Genomic DNA, 14893 nt, shown 5'->3' on the forward strand with positions numbered 1-14893 from the left:
GGGGGTTGTGGAGCTGGGATTCGCCTTGCCCGTGTCGGGCTCGTGGGCCACTGTCGACAACCTCTTGCGTGTAGCAACGCGTGCGGAGGAATTGGGTTACCGGTCCTTGTGGACGATGCAACGACTCTTGTCCCCACCGGACGCCGGTTGGGGTGATGCCTACCGCAGCGTGCTTGACCCGATCGCGACCCTGTCCTTCGTCGCAGCCCGCACCAGTCGCGCCCGACTGGGTGTCGCCGTCCTCAACATGCCGTTCTTCGCTCCCGCGCTCCTAGCCAAGCAGTTGGGCACTCTTGACGTGCTGTCCGGTGGCAGGCTCGACGTGGGTCTCGGCGTTGGTTGGTCGACTGAAGAGTTCGCCGCGGTTGGCGCTGACATCGCAGGGCGGGGCAAACGAGCTGAGGAATACATCCCCCTGCTGCGCAAGCTCTGGACCGAAGAGGTCATCGAGCACCACGGTGCCCGCTACGAGGTGCCTGCCAGCCGGATGGACCCCAAGCCGGTTCAGGCGGGAGGGCCGCCCATCCTGCTCGGTGGCGCCGCGGAGCCCGCCCTGCGCCGGGCAGGCCGCCTGGCCGATGGCTGGATCAGCAGCAGCCGGGCAGACCTGACCACGATCGGTGCCAGCGCGCGGCTCGTCCGCGACGCCGCCACCGCGGCGGGCCGCGATCCCGACCAGCTCCGCGTGATCTGCCGAGGCGTCCTGCTCGCCCGGCCTGACCAGGGCGAACGCCCGCTGACCGGCAGCGTCGAGAAGATCCGCGACGATCTCGGTGCCCTCGCCGAGCAGGGCGTCACCGAACTGTTCATCGATCTCAACTTCGACCCGGCGATCGGCACCCCGGACGCCGACCCGGCGGCGTCGATGGCGCACGCCGAGTCGGTCCTGGCCGACTTCGCGCCGGGGCGCTAGCGCCTAGTGGCGCGACTCAGAACGTCGACCGTGTCTCGACCCGCCCACGACGCGCCTGGCGGCGTTGCCGGAAGCGCCCAAGTACATCCAGTACGAGGACGTTGCGGCGCCTGCCAGCCACGCCGTGGACCCGCCGATACACGGCCTGCGCCCCGAGCCGAGCCACTAGTCGCGCCAGCCCGTCAGCGTCACGCCCTTGGCGACATCCACCCGGAAGCCGATGGTGATCTCGCTGGTCTGCCCCGGCGGCACTGTCAGCTTCCAGGTGACCTCGCCGATGTCGGTCTGCTCGGTGGGCTGCGGCTTGAGCGCCAAGTCGCGCACCACCACCGACTCGCTGCGCGACACCGGTACCTGGTCGACCACGGTGATCCGCGCCGGTCGCGGCCCGAAGTTGCCCACCTTGATCCGCCAAGTCGCCTCTTGGCGGCGCGTGCTGCCTAGCACCGCCTTGCTCGCCGATCGTTTAACCAGTTCGCGCTCGATACGCACACGGTCATCGATCCCCAGGGTGAGCTCGACCTCTTCACCCGGTGCCCAGGCGGCCAGGTTGGTCACCCCGACGAACTCGTCGTCGTGGAACAGGGACGCCCTACCCGGGCGGAGGGTGTGCTCAGACGAGTTGGTGGCGGTAGCGCGCAGGTACGCCTCTGGGCCCACCAGGGGAACGGTGATGTGGTCGACCTCGGCGGACAGTTCCACATTCGCAACCGTCGTGCGGTGAGCGCTACCGTCGGAAGGCACCGCTACCGGACGTGATGGGCGGTAGACAGTCGCTGCTTCTCCGTGCTCCACGCTGGCGACCGACTCGGCGATCGGCGCAGGCGAGTACCCGGCTGGAGCAGCGGCGGCGGGCATCATGGGGGCGCCACCCATGGCCTGAGCGCCCATGCGCGACTGGCTCTGGTCCGCGCCAGGCGCGCCCCCGTAGGTCCGCGCCGTCGGTCGCAGCACGTCGAGGTACCAGGGATCGAGCTCCGGCACGTCGACGCTGGTCGCGGGCCTGGCCGTGGACAGGCGAAGGTCGCACTCCGGCCAATCCTCGCCCGTGTGCTGCGTGACCAGCCCGTACCAGGTCAGCTTCAGCGTCGAGGACACCAGCCGGATGTCATAGCGGGACTCCCAGTTGGCGGAGTCGACGAGGTAAGAGACCTCCAGTTCGATCTCACCCGGCTCCGACACCGCCAGCTCGACCTCGATCGCCGTGCTGTCCGGCGGCCGGTAGCCGTCCCTGTCGGCAATACGCCTATGCACCTCGTCCAGCTCTGCCTGCGTGGTCTGCACCGACTCGGTCAGCTCCCGCCGCTGCGCGTAGACCCCCGCCAGCTGATCAGCCAAGGCATCCCCTACCTGGGCCACGCGCGTGGTGTCGGTCTCGTCCTTGGCCAGTGCCTGCGCGAAGGTGCTGCCCGCGCGCCGAGCCAACGCGGTGATCAGCTCGGCGCGCGCGTCCAACACGCTGTTGCGGTCGGCCAGCTCGCGCAATCGCGCCAGCAACGCGTCCCTACGAGCCTCCAGGTCACCCAACGCGGCGTCCTGGGTGCGTGGGTTGCGCTCGGCGCGCACGTCGACGCCCAGCACCGTCGCGGGCCCGCGTCCGGCGACCCGCACCGAGTCCGCGTGCAGGTACTGCGGCAGGCCTCCCACGGCCACCCGCTGCTCACCCCCGGCAAGGACCGCCTTCCCGCGGCGGGTGATCCGCGCCTGTCCCGGGTAGACGGTCACGGCCACGATGCTGGCGTCAACTCGACTGGTCACGCCGCGAGGCTACCCACCAGAGCGCTCGACGGCATCAATCCTGGCGATCAGCTCGTCCCGCAGCGCCGGGGCGCAGAACGCGGACCGGACTCCGGTTCGCGCGATGTCGGCCAGCTCGCCCCGGGACAGGCCCAGGTGCTCGTGGCACAGCAGGTATTCCCGGTTGAGATCGGTGTGGAACATGCCGGGATCGTCGGTCGCCAAGGTGACCGGTACACCTGCCTCCAACAGCCGCGGCAACGGATGGCTGTTGATGTCGACGACAGCGCGTGTGCGCAGGTTCGACGTTGGGCACACCTCGAGTGGAATCCCCTCGTGGGCCAGATGGCGCAAGAGGTTCTTATCGCGGACCGCGCTCACCCCATGACCGATCCGCTCGGCGCCGAGATCGCGGATGGCAGCCCAGATCTCTTCTGGCCCCACCGTTTCACCCGCGTGGGGCACCGAGTGCAGGCCTGCTTCACGTGCTCGGTCGAACGAACGGCGGAATGAGCTGCGTGGCATCCCGGCTTCCTGTCCTCCCACGCCGAAGGCGACCGTACCTTCAGGCATGTAAGTAAGAACCCAGTCGACGCTCGTCTCGCTGCTTGCGCGCTCAAGGCCCGCTGGGATGTCGAACACCCAGGCCAGGATCACGCCGTGTTCCGCGTGAGCCCTCTTACGGCCGGTGGTCAGAGCTTCGGCCAACTCAGCCGGGTCCATGCCGTTCTTCAAGTGGTCGAACGCCGTGATGGTCACCTCGGCGTAGTGCGCGTTGGAAGCCGCTAGGTCCCTGGCGATGCCGACGAGCAAGGTAGTGATATCCGCGCCTGTGCGGACAAGGCGCGAAACGTTGCCGTACACGGTGATGAAGTGGGTGAAGTCGGTGAACTCGTAGAACCGCACCAGGTCGTCGCGGTCGACCGGGACACCGCCATCGGGGTGGCGGCGGGCTAGCTCAAGCACGGAGTCCAGCGGTGCGGAGCCGACCAGGTGCAGGTGCAGTTCAACCTTGGGCAGGGCGTGCACGTATGCGCGCATTGATGACCTCTCGGAATGTGGGATGGGTGCGCTGCGCTAAGAGGCACGCACTTCACCAGGCGAGGTCGCCGCGCTCGTGATCCTCCCCGTAGAGGGGGAGCGGCACTAACCAGCCGAGGATCACGGGCACAGTCCGAGTCTGGCCCAGGCGCCGGAGGTCGTCAAGGCGACCATCCCTTGTAGACAGAGAGCAACCCCCTTGACACCCGCTCGGCGGCGGGCAAGGGTGCGGGCAGGTCCCCTGCCGAAGATCTGGAGAACCTTATGAGACGTGCGAGATCCGCCGTCGCTGGTGTCATCACCGCCCTGTTGGCCGTGCCGCTCGTGGTCACCCCGGCGTCCGCCCAAGCCGAGCCCCCCGCCCCCGTCTTCGTCGACGGTCAGGCGCAGCCCGTGTTCAGCCCGACCGATGTCGTGCGCGAGTCGCTGTGGGTGAGTGCCCCGGTCGACAGCGACAGCGACGGCAAGGACGACCTGGTCCACGTCGAGATCGTCCGGCCGAGGGCGACCGAGCAGGGCCTCAAGGTCCCCGTGGTGTACCAGGCGAGCCCGTACTACGCGGGCGGCAACCCCATCGACAACCACAACGTCGACGTCGAACTGCACGTCCCCGACAACCGTCCTGGCCCGAACGCGGCAGCCACGGGCCTCAGCGGACCCAACCCCGCTATCACGTGGCGCTACGAGCAGTACTTCACCGCGCGTGGTTTCGCCGTGGTGTACGCGGAATCGCTCGGCTCCGGGCTGTCCACCGGCTGCCCGACCAGCGGCGGCCGCAACGAGACCATCGGGGCTCGCTCGGTCATCGACTGGCTCAATGGTCGCGCAGCGGCGCAAGACGCCGCCGGTACCCGTGTCACCGCCGGTTGGACCACCGGCAAGGTCGGCATGATGGGTGTGTCTTACAACGGCACCCTGCCCAATGCGGTTGCCACCACCGGCGTCAAGGGCCTTGAGACGATCGTGCCGATCGCCGCCATCTCCAGCTGGTACGACTACTACCGCGCTGATGGTGCCGTTGTCGCCCCTGGCACCTTCCAGGGTGAAGACGTTGATGTGCTCGCCAAGTACGTGCACACGCGGGCCGACCGCACCGCGTGCGCGAAGGTTCTCGACGAGCTGACCGTCGAACAGGACCGTGTCACCGGCGACTACAGCAACTTCTGGGACGAGCGCAACTACCTCAACGACGTGCGCAAGGTCCGCGCGTCGGTGCTGGCGGTGCACGGCCTCAACGACTGGAACGTGAAGATGACCCACGTGGCCCAGTGGTACGAGGCACTTAAGAAGCAGGGTGTCGAGCACAAGATCTGGCTGCACCAGTCCGGGCACGCCGACCCCTACAGCCTCCGGCGCGACCCGTGGTTGGTGACGCTGAACCAGTGGTTCTCCCACTACCTCTACGGCATCGACAACGGTGCGCAGAACGGCCCGAAGCTCACGATCCAGCGTGAGGACAAGACCTGGGTCGAAGAGGCGGAGTGGCCCGCGCCCAGTGCCTCGCTCGCCACGCTCTACCCGGGCGCCGGTGGCGCCAACTCCGGTGCGCTGACCATCTGGCGCCCCGACCGCCGTGTGGTCGAGTCGCTGACCGACGACGCCACCAAGCTCGCCGAGACCCTGGCCAACGCCGCCAGCTCGCCCAACCGGCTCGTCTACCTGAGCCGCCCGTCGAGCACGCCGCTCCGCTTCAGCGGCAAGGGCGAGGTCTACCTGCGCCTGTCGTTCACCCGGCCCGCCGCGAACGTCACCGCGCTGCTCGTCGACCGCGGTCCGGATGGCAAGTCCACCGTCGTCACCCGGGGCTGGACCGACCCGCAGAACCGCAAGAACATCAGCCGCACGGAGGCCATCCAGCCCGGCAAGGCCTACGACCTCCGGGTCGACCTGGTTCCGGACGACTACGTGCTCCCAGCGGGTCACCAGTTCGGGCTCGTGGTGCTCTCCAGCGACAACGATTACACCTTGCGCCCAGCTCCTGGGGCGGGCTTCTCCGTCGATCTCAAGGGCAGCAACCTGACCCTGCCGATCGTTGGTGGACTCGACGCGCTGAAGACCGCGGTGGGCTGATAGCTCTACCGAGGTTGTCATTGTTGAGGAAGACCTATAGGGGTTAGTGGATGTTCCGCTGCCCCGCAGGCAATGGCCGGATCGTTCGCGGCATTCCCTAGTGGAGTCGCGAACGACCCGGCCATTGGTCTTTGTGGCGTCAGCTGCGGTCGATGGATCAGGGTCGACCACGCAGCCCGCCTCTCCAGGCGCGGCCACGCCAACCGCGACGGTTGCCGACCGACCGGCCCGCGCCACCTTGTGGACAAGTTGTCCACATAGCACCGGTTCATCCACCGTCGAGCCGGACCGCTGTGCCGCGGCTCGACAGCCGCGCACAGTGGCCGCATGACGACCACCAACCTGCACCACGCCGACCAGATCATCGCCGCGCTCCCGTACCTCATCGGGTTCGCGCCGACCGATTCCCTCGTCGCGCTGACCATCCGGGACACCAGGGAGGTCGGCCCGGTCATCCGGGTCGACCTGCCCCGCCCGGCCGACCACTGGCCGATGGCCGAGCACCTCGCCGAGATCCTGACCGCCCACCGCGTCGAGGACGCGCTCCTGATCGTGGTGGGCGGCCGGGAACCGCTGCACGACAAGCCCTTCGTGCACGCGGTCACCCAGACCCTGGTCGAGTCGGGCGTCTCGGTCGAGCACGCGTTCTGGACACGGGCCGTCGAGGCGGGCCAACCCTGGCTGTCCTACGAGAGCCCCGACTTCACCGGCACCGTCGCGGACCCGGACTCCTCCGCGCTGGCCGCCCAGTTCACCGTCCAAGGCGTGGTGGTCTACCCGTCCCGCGAGGCCATGGCCGACAGCCTCGCCGCCGACCCGGACGCCGACCTGGACCGGCGCGCCGCGCTGATCGACGAGCTCGCCGCCCACCACGCCGACGACGCGGTCGCCGACAAACTCGCCCTCGTCCACCAGGTGATCGAGGACTTCGACGGCCCACCGACGCGGGACTCGCGCCTGCTGTCCACTGTGGCGCCACCGGGGCCCGCCCACACCACCGACCCGGCGCCGACCGATCCCGACCTCGACGACACCCGGCTGGCCCGGCTGGCGATCGCACTCTCGGACCCGGAGGTCCGCGAGGCGTGCATGTCGATCCCGCTCGGCAGCCGCGACCGCCCGGCGGCCCGGCTGTGGACCCGGCTCACCAGGTCCCTGCCCGCGCCTGAACGCGCCGAGGCCGCCTTCCACCTCGCGGTCGGCGCCTACCTGCGCGGTGACGGCGTCTACGCGAGGGTCGCGCTCGGCGTCGCGCTGGCGGCCGATCCCCGGCACAGCCTCGCCGCGCTGCTGGACTCCGCCGCGCACCACGGCATCCCGCCGACCGACCTGCGCGACCTCATCGCGCAGGTCCAGGTCAAGTCCACCCAGGCGCGGCCGGGCTGAGCCCGCTCACGGGCGGGCGCGGGTGAACTCCCAGGCGTCGCTGACGATCGTGTGCAGGTCGGTGCGCTTGGGCGTCCAGCCCAGGTTCTCCGCCGCGCCCGCGGCCGAGGCGACCAGCACGGCGGGGTCCCCCGCGCGGCGGGCGGCGAAGTCCGCCGGGATCGGGTGCCCGGTGACCTCCCGGCAGGTCTGCACGACCTCCCGGTTGGAGAACCCGGTCCCGGTGCCGAGGTTGTAGATCTGGTGCTCGCCCTCGCGGGTGTGCTCGAGCGCGAGCAGGTGGGCCTCGGCGAGGTCGACCACATGGATGTAGTCGCGCACGCAGGTGCCGTCCGGGGTCGGGTAGTCGTCGCCGTAGATCGAGATGGCCGGGCGGGTGCCCAGCGCGACCTGCAGCACGATCGGGATCAGGTGGGTCTCGGTGGTGTGCCGCTCGCCGAAGCGGCCGTAGGCACCCGCGACGTTGAAGTACCGGAGGCTGACCGCGGCCAGGCCGTGGGCCTTGGCGTAGGAGGTGATGGCGTGGTCGATCGCGAGCTTGGTCGCGCCGTAGGTGTTGGTGGGCCGGGTCGGTGCCGATTCCAGGATCGGGACCTGCTCCGGCTCGCCGTAGGTGGCCGCCGTGGAGGAGAACACCAGCCGGGGCGTGCCGCTGTCGCGCATGGCGTCGAGCAACCGCAGGGAGGTGAGCACGTTGCCCGCCCAGTACTTGGCCGGGTCCACCATGGACTCGCCGACCAGTGACTTCGCCGCGAAGTGCAGCACGCCGTCGAACCCACCGGTCAGCAGGTCGGCGGCGGCGTCGGCGATGTCGGCCTCGACGAACCGGGCACCGTCGGGCACCGCGTCGGCGTGCCCGGTGGACAGGTCGTCGACCACCACGACCTCGTGGCCGGACTCGACCAACCTCGCCGCGCACACACTGCCGACGTACCCAGCCCCGCCCGTCACGAGCAGCTTCACCGTGGTCCTCCTGTTGGTTCGCGCACTAGTGGTCGCGGCCCGCGCCCGGCGACGGCGCCGCGGTGAACAGTCTCGGCGGGGTGAACGAGTGCTCGGCGAACGCGGCCCGCACCGCCGCCCGCACGGCCTCCTCGGCCGCGGGTGGCACCACCGCGATCGCGGATCCGCCGAAGCCGCCGCCGGTCATCCTGGCACCCAGCGCACCGGCCCCCTCGGCCGCCTCGACGGCCACGTCGAGCTCGCGGCACGAGACCCGGTAGTCCTCGCGCAGGCTTGCGTGCGAGGCCGACAGAAGCGGTCCGATCTCGGTGCCCGCCCGCAGCGCGGCCACGGTCGCCAGGACCCGCTGGTTCTCGGTGACCACGTGCCGCACCAGCGGCAGCAGGTCGCCCGGCAGCCGGTGCAGGTCGGCGTCGGGGCCGATCTCGCGCAACGACGGCAGGCCCAGCAACTCGGCGGCCCGCTCGCAGCCGCGGCGCCGCTCGCCGTAGGCGGAGTCCGCCAGCGCGTGCCGCACCCTGGTGTCGATCACCAGGACCGGGGCCCCGAACGGGATCTGCTCGGCCGCGCCCGACCGGATGTCCAGGAACAGGGCGTGGCCCGCCACGCAGCGCAGGGCCGCGGTCTGGTCCAGCAGACCGGTGGGGGCACCGACGAAGTCGTTCTCGCTGCGCCGCACCCACTCGGCGACCTCGGGCAGGGTCGGGCCCTCTGCGGCCGGGGTGACGCCCGCGAGGCCGAGCAGGGCGAGAGCGACCGCGCACTGCAGCGCGTGCGAGGACGACAGGCCCGCGCCGGTCGGCACATCGCCGGTGATCACCAGTTCCGCGCCGGAGGTGAAACCCGCCGCGCGCAGCACCCAGGCGACCCCGTAGGCGTAAGCGGCCCACCCGGTGACACCGCCCGGCGCCAGCTCCGCGATCGGGACCGCCGCCGCGCGCTGCGGGACGCCGTCGTCCCCGATCGTGGTGGCGGAGATCCGGCCGTCAGCCCTCGGCGCCGCGGCCACCGCGACCCGGTGCGGAAGAGCGAACGGCAACACCAGTCCGTTGTTGTAGTCGGTGTGCTCACCGATCAGGTTCACTCGACCGGGAGCCGACCACACCCCGACCGGGGCATGACCGTGCAACCCCCGGTATCGGTCGGCGGCCCGGTCGGCAGGGGTCACAGCAGCCGGGCGAGCACCGCGTGCAGCATCGTCGGGCTCAGGTTGGCCGTGGTGCCCGCGCCGGTGATCGCGATGCCGCTGCCGTCCGGGGTGATCGCGCCGATCTCGATCACGTTGCCGGGCAGGGCGCCGACCGACTTCAGCTCCGTCATCAGGTCGGGGTCCATCTGGATGTGCTCGGCGATGCGGCGCACCTCGACGCGGCCCCCGCCGCGGCGAGCCACCTCGTCCACGCGCACCAGCCCGGCCTCGACCGGCGGGGCGGGCTCGCCGTCGCCGAGCTTGTCCAGACCCGGGATGGGGTTGCCGTACGGGGACGTGGTCGGGTGCCCGAGCAGCTTGACCAGTTTGCGCTCGACGGCCTCGCTCATGACGTGCTCCCAGCGGCACGCCTCGCTGTGCACGTGCTCCCACTCCAGCCCGATCACGTCGACCAGCAGCCGCTCGGCCAGCCGGTGCTTGCGCATGACCGCGACGGCCAGGGAGCGGCCGTGGTCGGTGAGTTCGAGGTGCCGGTCGCCCGCGACGACGACCAGGCCGTCGCGCTCCATGCGGCCCACCGTCTGGCTCACCGTCGGGCCGCTCTGGCCCAGCCGTTCGGCGATGCGGGCACGCAGGGGGACGACGCCCTCCTCCTCGAGTTCGTAGATGGTGCGGAGGTACATCTCGGTGGTGTCGATGAGATCGTTCACGCCGGTTCCCCTTCGTCACCTCCATGTTAGTCGCTCGCCCCGACAGAGCAGCGGGGTAGTAGCAGGCAGTGACCGAAGTCCCGAGCCGGCAGGATGGGCCGGTGAGCGAAGCGCCCTCCGCCCTGGTGTCAACCGCCGACCTGGTGTCGCTACTCGACAGTGGTCGCCCCCCGGTGTTGCTGGATGTCCGCTGGCGCCTCGGCGGCCCACCCGGGCGCGAGGACTACGCGGCCGGGCACCTCCCGGGCGCCGTTTTCCTGGACCTGGACCGGGATCTCGCCGCGCCCCCCGGCGACGGAGGGCGGCACCCGCTGCCCGCGCCGGAGGACTTGGCGGCCGCGTTGCGTGCCGCCGGTGTGCGTGCGCACGCGCCGGTCGTCGTCTACGACGCGGACAACGGGTCGGTCGCGGCGCGGGCGTGGTGGCTGCTGCGGTGGGCCGGGCACAGCGATGTGGCCGTGCTCGACGGTGGCTACGCGGCGTGGGTCGCCGATGGCGGTGCGTCCACCACGGAAGAACCCTCGCCCGAGCCGGGTGATTTCGAGGTCCGCCCCGGCGCCATGCCGGTGCTCGACGCCGAAGGCGCAGCCGCGCTCGCCCAGGACGGCATCCTCCTCGACGCGCGCGCACCCGAGCGCTACCGCGGTGAGGTCGAGCCGATCGACCCGCGGGCCGGGCACGTGCCAGGCGCCGTCAACGCGCCGTTCGCCGGCCACACCGGTCCGGACGGGCGGTGGCTCGCGCCCGCGGTTCTCGCGGACCGGTTCGCGGGCTTGGGCGTCGAGGGTGGTTCGGTCGGGGCGTATTGCGGATCCGGGGTCACCGCGTCGTCGGTGGTGCTGGCATTGGAGATCGCCGGGATCACCACGCCGGAGCGGCCCGCGGCGCTCTACGCCGGATCGTGGTCGCACTGGAGCCGCGATCCCGAGCGACCGGTCGCCACCGGTGACAACTGAGCGACCACGCGGCCACCAACGGGTTACGGCAGGACTCCCCGACGGCCACTAAGGTGCTGGCATGGGTGATCGAATGGACACTGGTGATCGAGTAGACACCGCTGTGGTCTGGGACCCCGCCCTGCTGGGCTACGACCTCGGCGGCGACCACCCGTTCAACCCGATCCGCCTCGACCTGACCATGCGGTTGGCGCGCGCGCTCGGGGTGCTCGACGGGATCGACCTCATCGCGCCCGATCCGGCCGACGACGCCGAGCTCGGGCGGGTGCACCGGCCGGACTACGTCGCGGCGGTGCGCGAGGCCCCGATGGCGTCCTGGGACGTCGGACACGGCTTGGGCACTGCGGACAACCCCGTCTTCGACCAGATGCACGCCGCCTCGGCCCTGGTGGTCGGTGGATCGCTGGCCGCGGCTCGGCACATCGCCGAGGGCAACGCGGACCGGGCGATCTCGCTGGCGGGTGGGCTGCACCACGCGATGCCTGACCGCGCCGCGGGCTTCTGCGTCTACAACGACTGCGCCGTGGCGATCTCCTGGCTGCTGGACAACGGTTTCGACCGGGTCGCCTACCTCGACGTCGACGTCCACCACGGCGACGGCGTGCAGACGGTGTTCTACGACGACCCCCGGGTGTTGACGATCTCCCTGCACCAGCACCCGGCGACGTTGTGGCCGGGGACCGGGTCGGTCAGCGAACTGGGTGGCCCGGGTGCGCAGGGCACCTCGGTCAACATCCCCCTGGCTCCGGGTACGCGTGACCCGGCCTGGCTGCGCGCGTTCCACGCGACGGTGCCTTCGTTGTTGGCCGCGTTCCGGCCGCAGGTCTTGGTCACCCAGTGCGGAGTGGACACACACGTAGAGGACCCGTTGGCGGACCTGGCCCTGTCGGTCGATGGGCACAGGGAGATCTACCGGACCGTGCGCGAACTCGCTGAACTGCATACAGGCGGTAAGTGGCTCGTCACCGGCGGCGGTGGGTATGAACTGCTACGGGTGGTCCCACGCTCGTGGACTCATCTACTCGCTACCGTCCTTGACCGCGACATCCCCGTAGAGACCGCCATTCCGGTCGATTGGGCTACCACTGTCCGGAAGATCGCCCCGAACACGGTACTGCCAACGGTCATGGGTGACGGTGCTGATGTCACCTTCGAGCGCTGGGGTGGCGGGCGTGACCAACCAGTCGACACCGTGATCCGGGACGTGCGGGGGGCCATCTTCCCGTTGCACGGCCTGGACCCCGACGACCCCAGGGACTGACATGTCCGAGGAGCACGACCCTTTCGCCTACCCGCCGCGGTGGGAGGCCGATGTCGTGCTCACGGACGGCGGTACCGTCCACTTGCGCCCGATCGTGCCAACGGACGCCGACGCCCTCCGCGCCTTCCACGGCAGGCTTTCCGAGCGCACCAGGTACTTCCGCTACTTCGGGCCGTACCCGACGATCCCGGACAAGGACCTCAAGCGGTTCAGCACCGTCGACCACCACGGCCGTGTGGCGTTCGTGGCCCTGCTCGGGGACGACATCATTGCCGTCGGGCGGTATGAGCGCTTGCCTGGTACTTCTTCCGCTGAGGTCGCCTTCGTGGTCGAAGACGCGCACCAAGGGCGAGGGCTGGGGTCAATTCTGCTTGAGCATCTCGCGGCTGCGGCCCGAGAGCGCGGCTTGAGTCAGTTCGAGGCAGAAGTACTAGCCGAGAACGCTCAGATGGTTCGGGTCTTCCGGGATGCTGGCTACCAGGTCAGCAGGGCGTTCGATGAGGGTGTCTTGCACCTAGAGTTCGCTGTTGACCCTACCGAGGCATCGGTGGCTGTTGCGTGGGCTCGGGAACAGTCCGCCGAGGCGCGCAGTGTGCACAACCTGCTGCATCCGAGGTCTGTAGCTGTGATCGGTGCTTCGACCGATCACGCGAAGGTCGGTAATGCCGTACTGCGCAATCTCTTGGCCGCGGATTTCGCTGGTCCTGTCTTCCCGGTCAACCCGGAGCACCGATCTGTTCGTGGCGTCCGCGCTTATCCCACCGTGCTCGACATCCCAGACCCCGTCGACCTTGCTGTAGTCGCCGTCCCGGCCGCAGGGGTCGATGAGGTCATGGACGCGTGTTTGGTCAAGGGGGTCAAGACGCTCGTTGTCGTAAGTGCCGGGTTTGGTGAAACAGGTCCTGACGGGCGTGGCGCGGAACGGCGCCTCGTCGACGAGGCACGAGCACACGGCATGCGCGTCGTAGGGCCGAACGCCCTCGGCGTTGTCAACCTCGACCCCGCTGTCCGACTCAACGCCACTCTCGCGCCGACCCTTCCAGGGCCTGGCCGCACGGGGTTCTTCTGCCAGTCAGGAGCACTGGGCACGGCGATCCTCGCTGACGCCGCCGCGCGCGGATTGGGACTGTCGACCTTCGTGTCCGCAGGCAACCGCGCGGACGTTTCCGGCAACGATCTCTTGCAGTACTGGGAGACTGACCCTGCTACCGACGTCGTCTTGCTCTACCTGGAGTCCTTCGGCAATCCGCGCAAGTTCGCCCGACTCGCTCGGAGACTAGGACGGACTAAGCCGGTGGTGGCGGTCAAGTCTGGGCGCAACACAGTCCTACCGGCGCTGGCAGCGACCGGGGTCACGGTGGAGGAAGCCAGTGTTCAGGCCCTCTTCGAACAAGCGGGTGTCATCCGAGTCGAGTCCATCGCCCAACTCTTCGATACAGCGCTGCTGCTCGCGCACCAACCGTTGCCGCCGGGCGAGCGAGTCGCGGTGGTCGGAAACTCCTCGGCCATCGGCGTCCTAGCCGCAGACGCGGCGCTTGGGCACGGGCTGGTGCTCGCAAGCGACCCGGTCGACGTTGGCGCTCAAGCTGGGCCAGATCAATTCGCTGCCGCCGTTGCCGACGCGCTCCGACGAGATGACGTCGACTCGCTCATCGTGGTCTTCGTACCGCCGCTAGCGATCCCTGGCACCGCCTACGCGCGTGCGTTGAGAGAAGCGGCGGAAGGGCTGCCTGAAGCCGGTAGTAAGCCGATCGTATCGACCTTTCTTGCGGCGGAAGGGATCCCGGCTGAGTTGGCGGTACTCGGCCCCGACAGCGCACCCACTCACGGTTCGATCCCGTCCTACCCGAGTCCCGAACGTGCCACCCTCGCTCTTGCCAGGGCGACGGCCTACGCCCGTTGGCGGTCATCACCACCGGGTACGTTCGTCCGTGCTGAAGGCATTGACCCACAACGGGCGAACGCTGTGGTGGAAGCTGCCTTGCTGCGCGCCGACGGCACGGAGGTAGAGCTAACCGATGACGAGGTGATCGAGCTTCTGGACTGCTATGGCATCGACGTCATGCCCTTCCACGTGGTCTCTGACGCGGATAGCGCTGTCGCGGCGGGTGGCGAGTTGGGTCTGCCTGTCGTGATGAAGACGGCGAGTAGGCAGTTCCGCCATCGCAGCGACCTGATAGGCGTGCGGTTGGACCTGACAGCCGACGACGCGATTCGCCACGCCTACGCCGAATTGAAGGCCGTAGCCGGGGTTCCCGAGGTCTACATCCAGCGCATGGCGCCGAAGGGCAACTCATGCAGCATCGGCCTGCAGGACGATCCCTCGTTCGGCACGGTCGTGTCCTTCGGCTTGGCAGGCGTGGTAAGCAACCTGCTCGGGGACCGCGCCTATCGAGCCGTGCCCCTGACCGACACCGACGCCGCTGGGCTCATCCGGTCACCTCGGGCCGCCCCGCTCTTGGCGGGCTATGCGGGGGGCGAACCGGCGGATCTGGTGGCCTTGCAACAGTTGGTCCTGCGGGTCTCGGCGATTGCGGAGGACATACCGGAGATCCGCGCCCTGACCATCGAGCCGATTCTTGCTTCTGCCGCTGGCGCGTTCGTCACCGGAGGCCGGGTGACTGTCGGCCCGCCCCCGTCGAAGCACGACAGCGGGCCGCGCAGGCTACGGCCGATCACCTGACTCCCAGGTAGTCCTGGGAGCCA

The 14893-nt window shown here is 69.6% G+C and carries 11 protein-coding genes; 6 read left to right on the forward strand and 5 right to left on the reverse strand.

Going from position 1 to position 14893, the window contains the following annotated elements; all coding sequences use genetic code 11:
• The first annotated feature begins 31 nt into the window (after window positions 1-31).
• Entirely contained in the window at window positions 32-913 is an 882-nt protein-coding gene (locus LV75_RS00350; RefSeq protein WP_253884987.1) for a TIGR03619 family F420-dependent LLM class oxidoreductase, read from the forward strand.
• 165 nt (window positions 914-1078) lie between these two features.
• Here the strand turns inward: LV75_RS00350 and LV75_RS00355 are convergent, their stop codons facing one another.
• Entirely contained in the window at window positions 1079-2671 is a 1593-nt protein-coding gene (locus tag LV75_RS00355) for a mucoidy inhibitor MuiA family protein (RefSeq protein WP_253884523.1), read from the reverse strand.
• A 9-nt stretch (window positions 2672-2680) separates the two neighbouring features.
• The gene (gene add / locus LV75_RS00360; protein ID WP_253884524.1) at window positions 2681-3691 is read right to left on the reverse strand and encodes an adenosine deaminase; all 1011 of its coding nucleotides are present in this window, start codon (window positions 3689-3691) and stop codon (window positions 2681-2683) included.
• 264 nt (window positions 3692-3955) lie between these two features.
• On the opposite strand from add, the gene LV75_RS00365 reads away from it, so the two are divergent.
• Window positions 3956-5761 (forward strand): Xaa-Pro dipeptidyl-peptidase, encoded by a 1806-nt coding sequence (locus tag LV75_RS00365; RefSeq protein WP_253884525.1) that lies wholly within the window; start codon window positions 3956-3958, stop codon window positions 5759-5761.
• Between the two features lie 327 nt (window positions 5762-6088).
• A complete protein-coding gene (locus tag LV75_RS00370; RefSeq protein WP_253884526.1) occupies window positions 6089-7147 on the forward strand; it encodes a DUF4192 domain-containing protein in 1059 nt (352 codons plus the stop codon).
• A gap of 6 nt (window positions 7148-7153) precedes the next feature.
• Here LV75_RS00370 and galE read toward each other — a convergent pair whose 3' ends face one another.
• From galE to LV75_RS00385, 3 genes are read right to left on the reverse strand one after another with little or no spacing between them, the layout of a single operon-like run.
• Window positions 7154-8110 (reverse strand): UDP-glucose 4-epimerase GalE, encoded by a 957-nt coding sequence (galE, locus tag LV75_RS00375; RefSeq protein WP_253884527.1) that lies wholly within the window; start codon window positions 8108-8110, stop codon window positions 7154-7156.
• Window positions 8111-8135: 25 nt separating this feature from the next.
• A complete protein-coding gene (locus tag LV75_RS00380) occupies window positions 8136-9278 on the reverse strand; it encodes a galactokinase (protein ID WP_253884528.1) in 1143 nt (380 codons plus the stop codon).
• Window positions 9275-9970, reverse strand: a complete 696-nt coding sequence (locus tag LV75_RS00385) for an iron-dependent transcriptional repressor DtxR (protein WP_253884529.1) — start codon at window positions 9968-9970, stop codon at window positions 9275-9277. Before LV75_RS00385 ends, LV75_RS00380 begins: the two co-directional genes overlap by 4 nt.
• 101 nt (window positions 9971-10071) lie before the next feature.
• Here LV75_RS00385 and LV75_RS00390 point away from each other — a divergent pair, with 101 nt between their 5' ends.
• From LV75_RS00390 to LV75_RS00400, 3 genes are all read left to right on the forward strand, one after another.
• The gene (locus tag LV75_RS00390; protein ID WP_253884530.1) at window positions 10072-10926 is read left to right on the forward strand and encodes a sulfurtransferase; all 855 of its coding nucleotides are present in this window, start codon (window positions 10072-10074) and stop codon (window positions 10924-10926) included.
• A gap of 61 nt (window positions 10927-10987) precedes the next feature.
• Entirely contained in the window at window positions 10988-12187 is a 1200-nt protein-coding gene (locus LV75_RS00395) for an acetoin utilization protein AcuC (RefSeq protein WP_253884531.1), read from the forward strand.
• Window position 12188: 1 nt separating this feature from the next.
• The gene (locus tag LV75_RS00400; protein ID WP_253884532.1) at window positions 12189-14870 is read left to right on the forward strand and encodes a bifunctional acetate--CoA ligase family protein/GNAT family N-acetyltransferase; all 2682 of its coding nucleotides are present in this window, start codon (window positions 12189-12191) and stop codon (window positions 14868-14870) included.
• Window positions 14871-14893: the final 23 nt, after the last annotated feature.

Source organism: Actinokineospora diospyrosa, assembly GCF_024171925.1.
Classification (GTDB): domain Bacteria; phylum Actinomycetota; class Actinomycetes; order Mycobacteriales; family Pseudonocardiaceae; genus Actinokineospora; species Actinokineospora diospyrosa.

Excerpts from the sequence above, each read along its gene's own strand:
- add (WP_253884524.1), bottom strand. The coding sequence starts at position 3,691 with ATGCGCGCATACGTGCACGCCCTGCCCAAGGTTGAACTGCACCTGCAC.
- LV75_RS00365 (WP_253884525.1), top strand. The coding sequence starts at position 3,956 with ATGAGACGTGCGAGATCCGCCGTCGCTGGTGTCATCACCGCCCTGTTG.
- LV75_RS00370 (WP_253884526.1), top strand. The coding sequence starts at position 6,089 with ATGACGACCACCAACCTGCACCACGCCGACCAGATCATCGCCGCGCTC.
- LV75_RS00395 (WP_253884531.1), top strand. The coding sequence starts at position 10,988 with ATGGGTGATCGAATGGACACTGGTGATCGAGTAGACACCGCTGTGGTC.
- LV75_RS00400 (WP_253884532.1), top strand. The coding sequence starts at position 12,189 with ATGTCCGAGGAGCACGACCCTTTCGCCTACCCGCCGCGGTGGGAGGCC.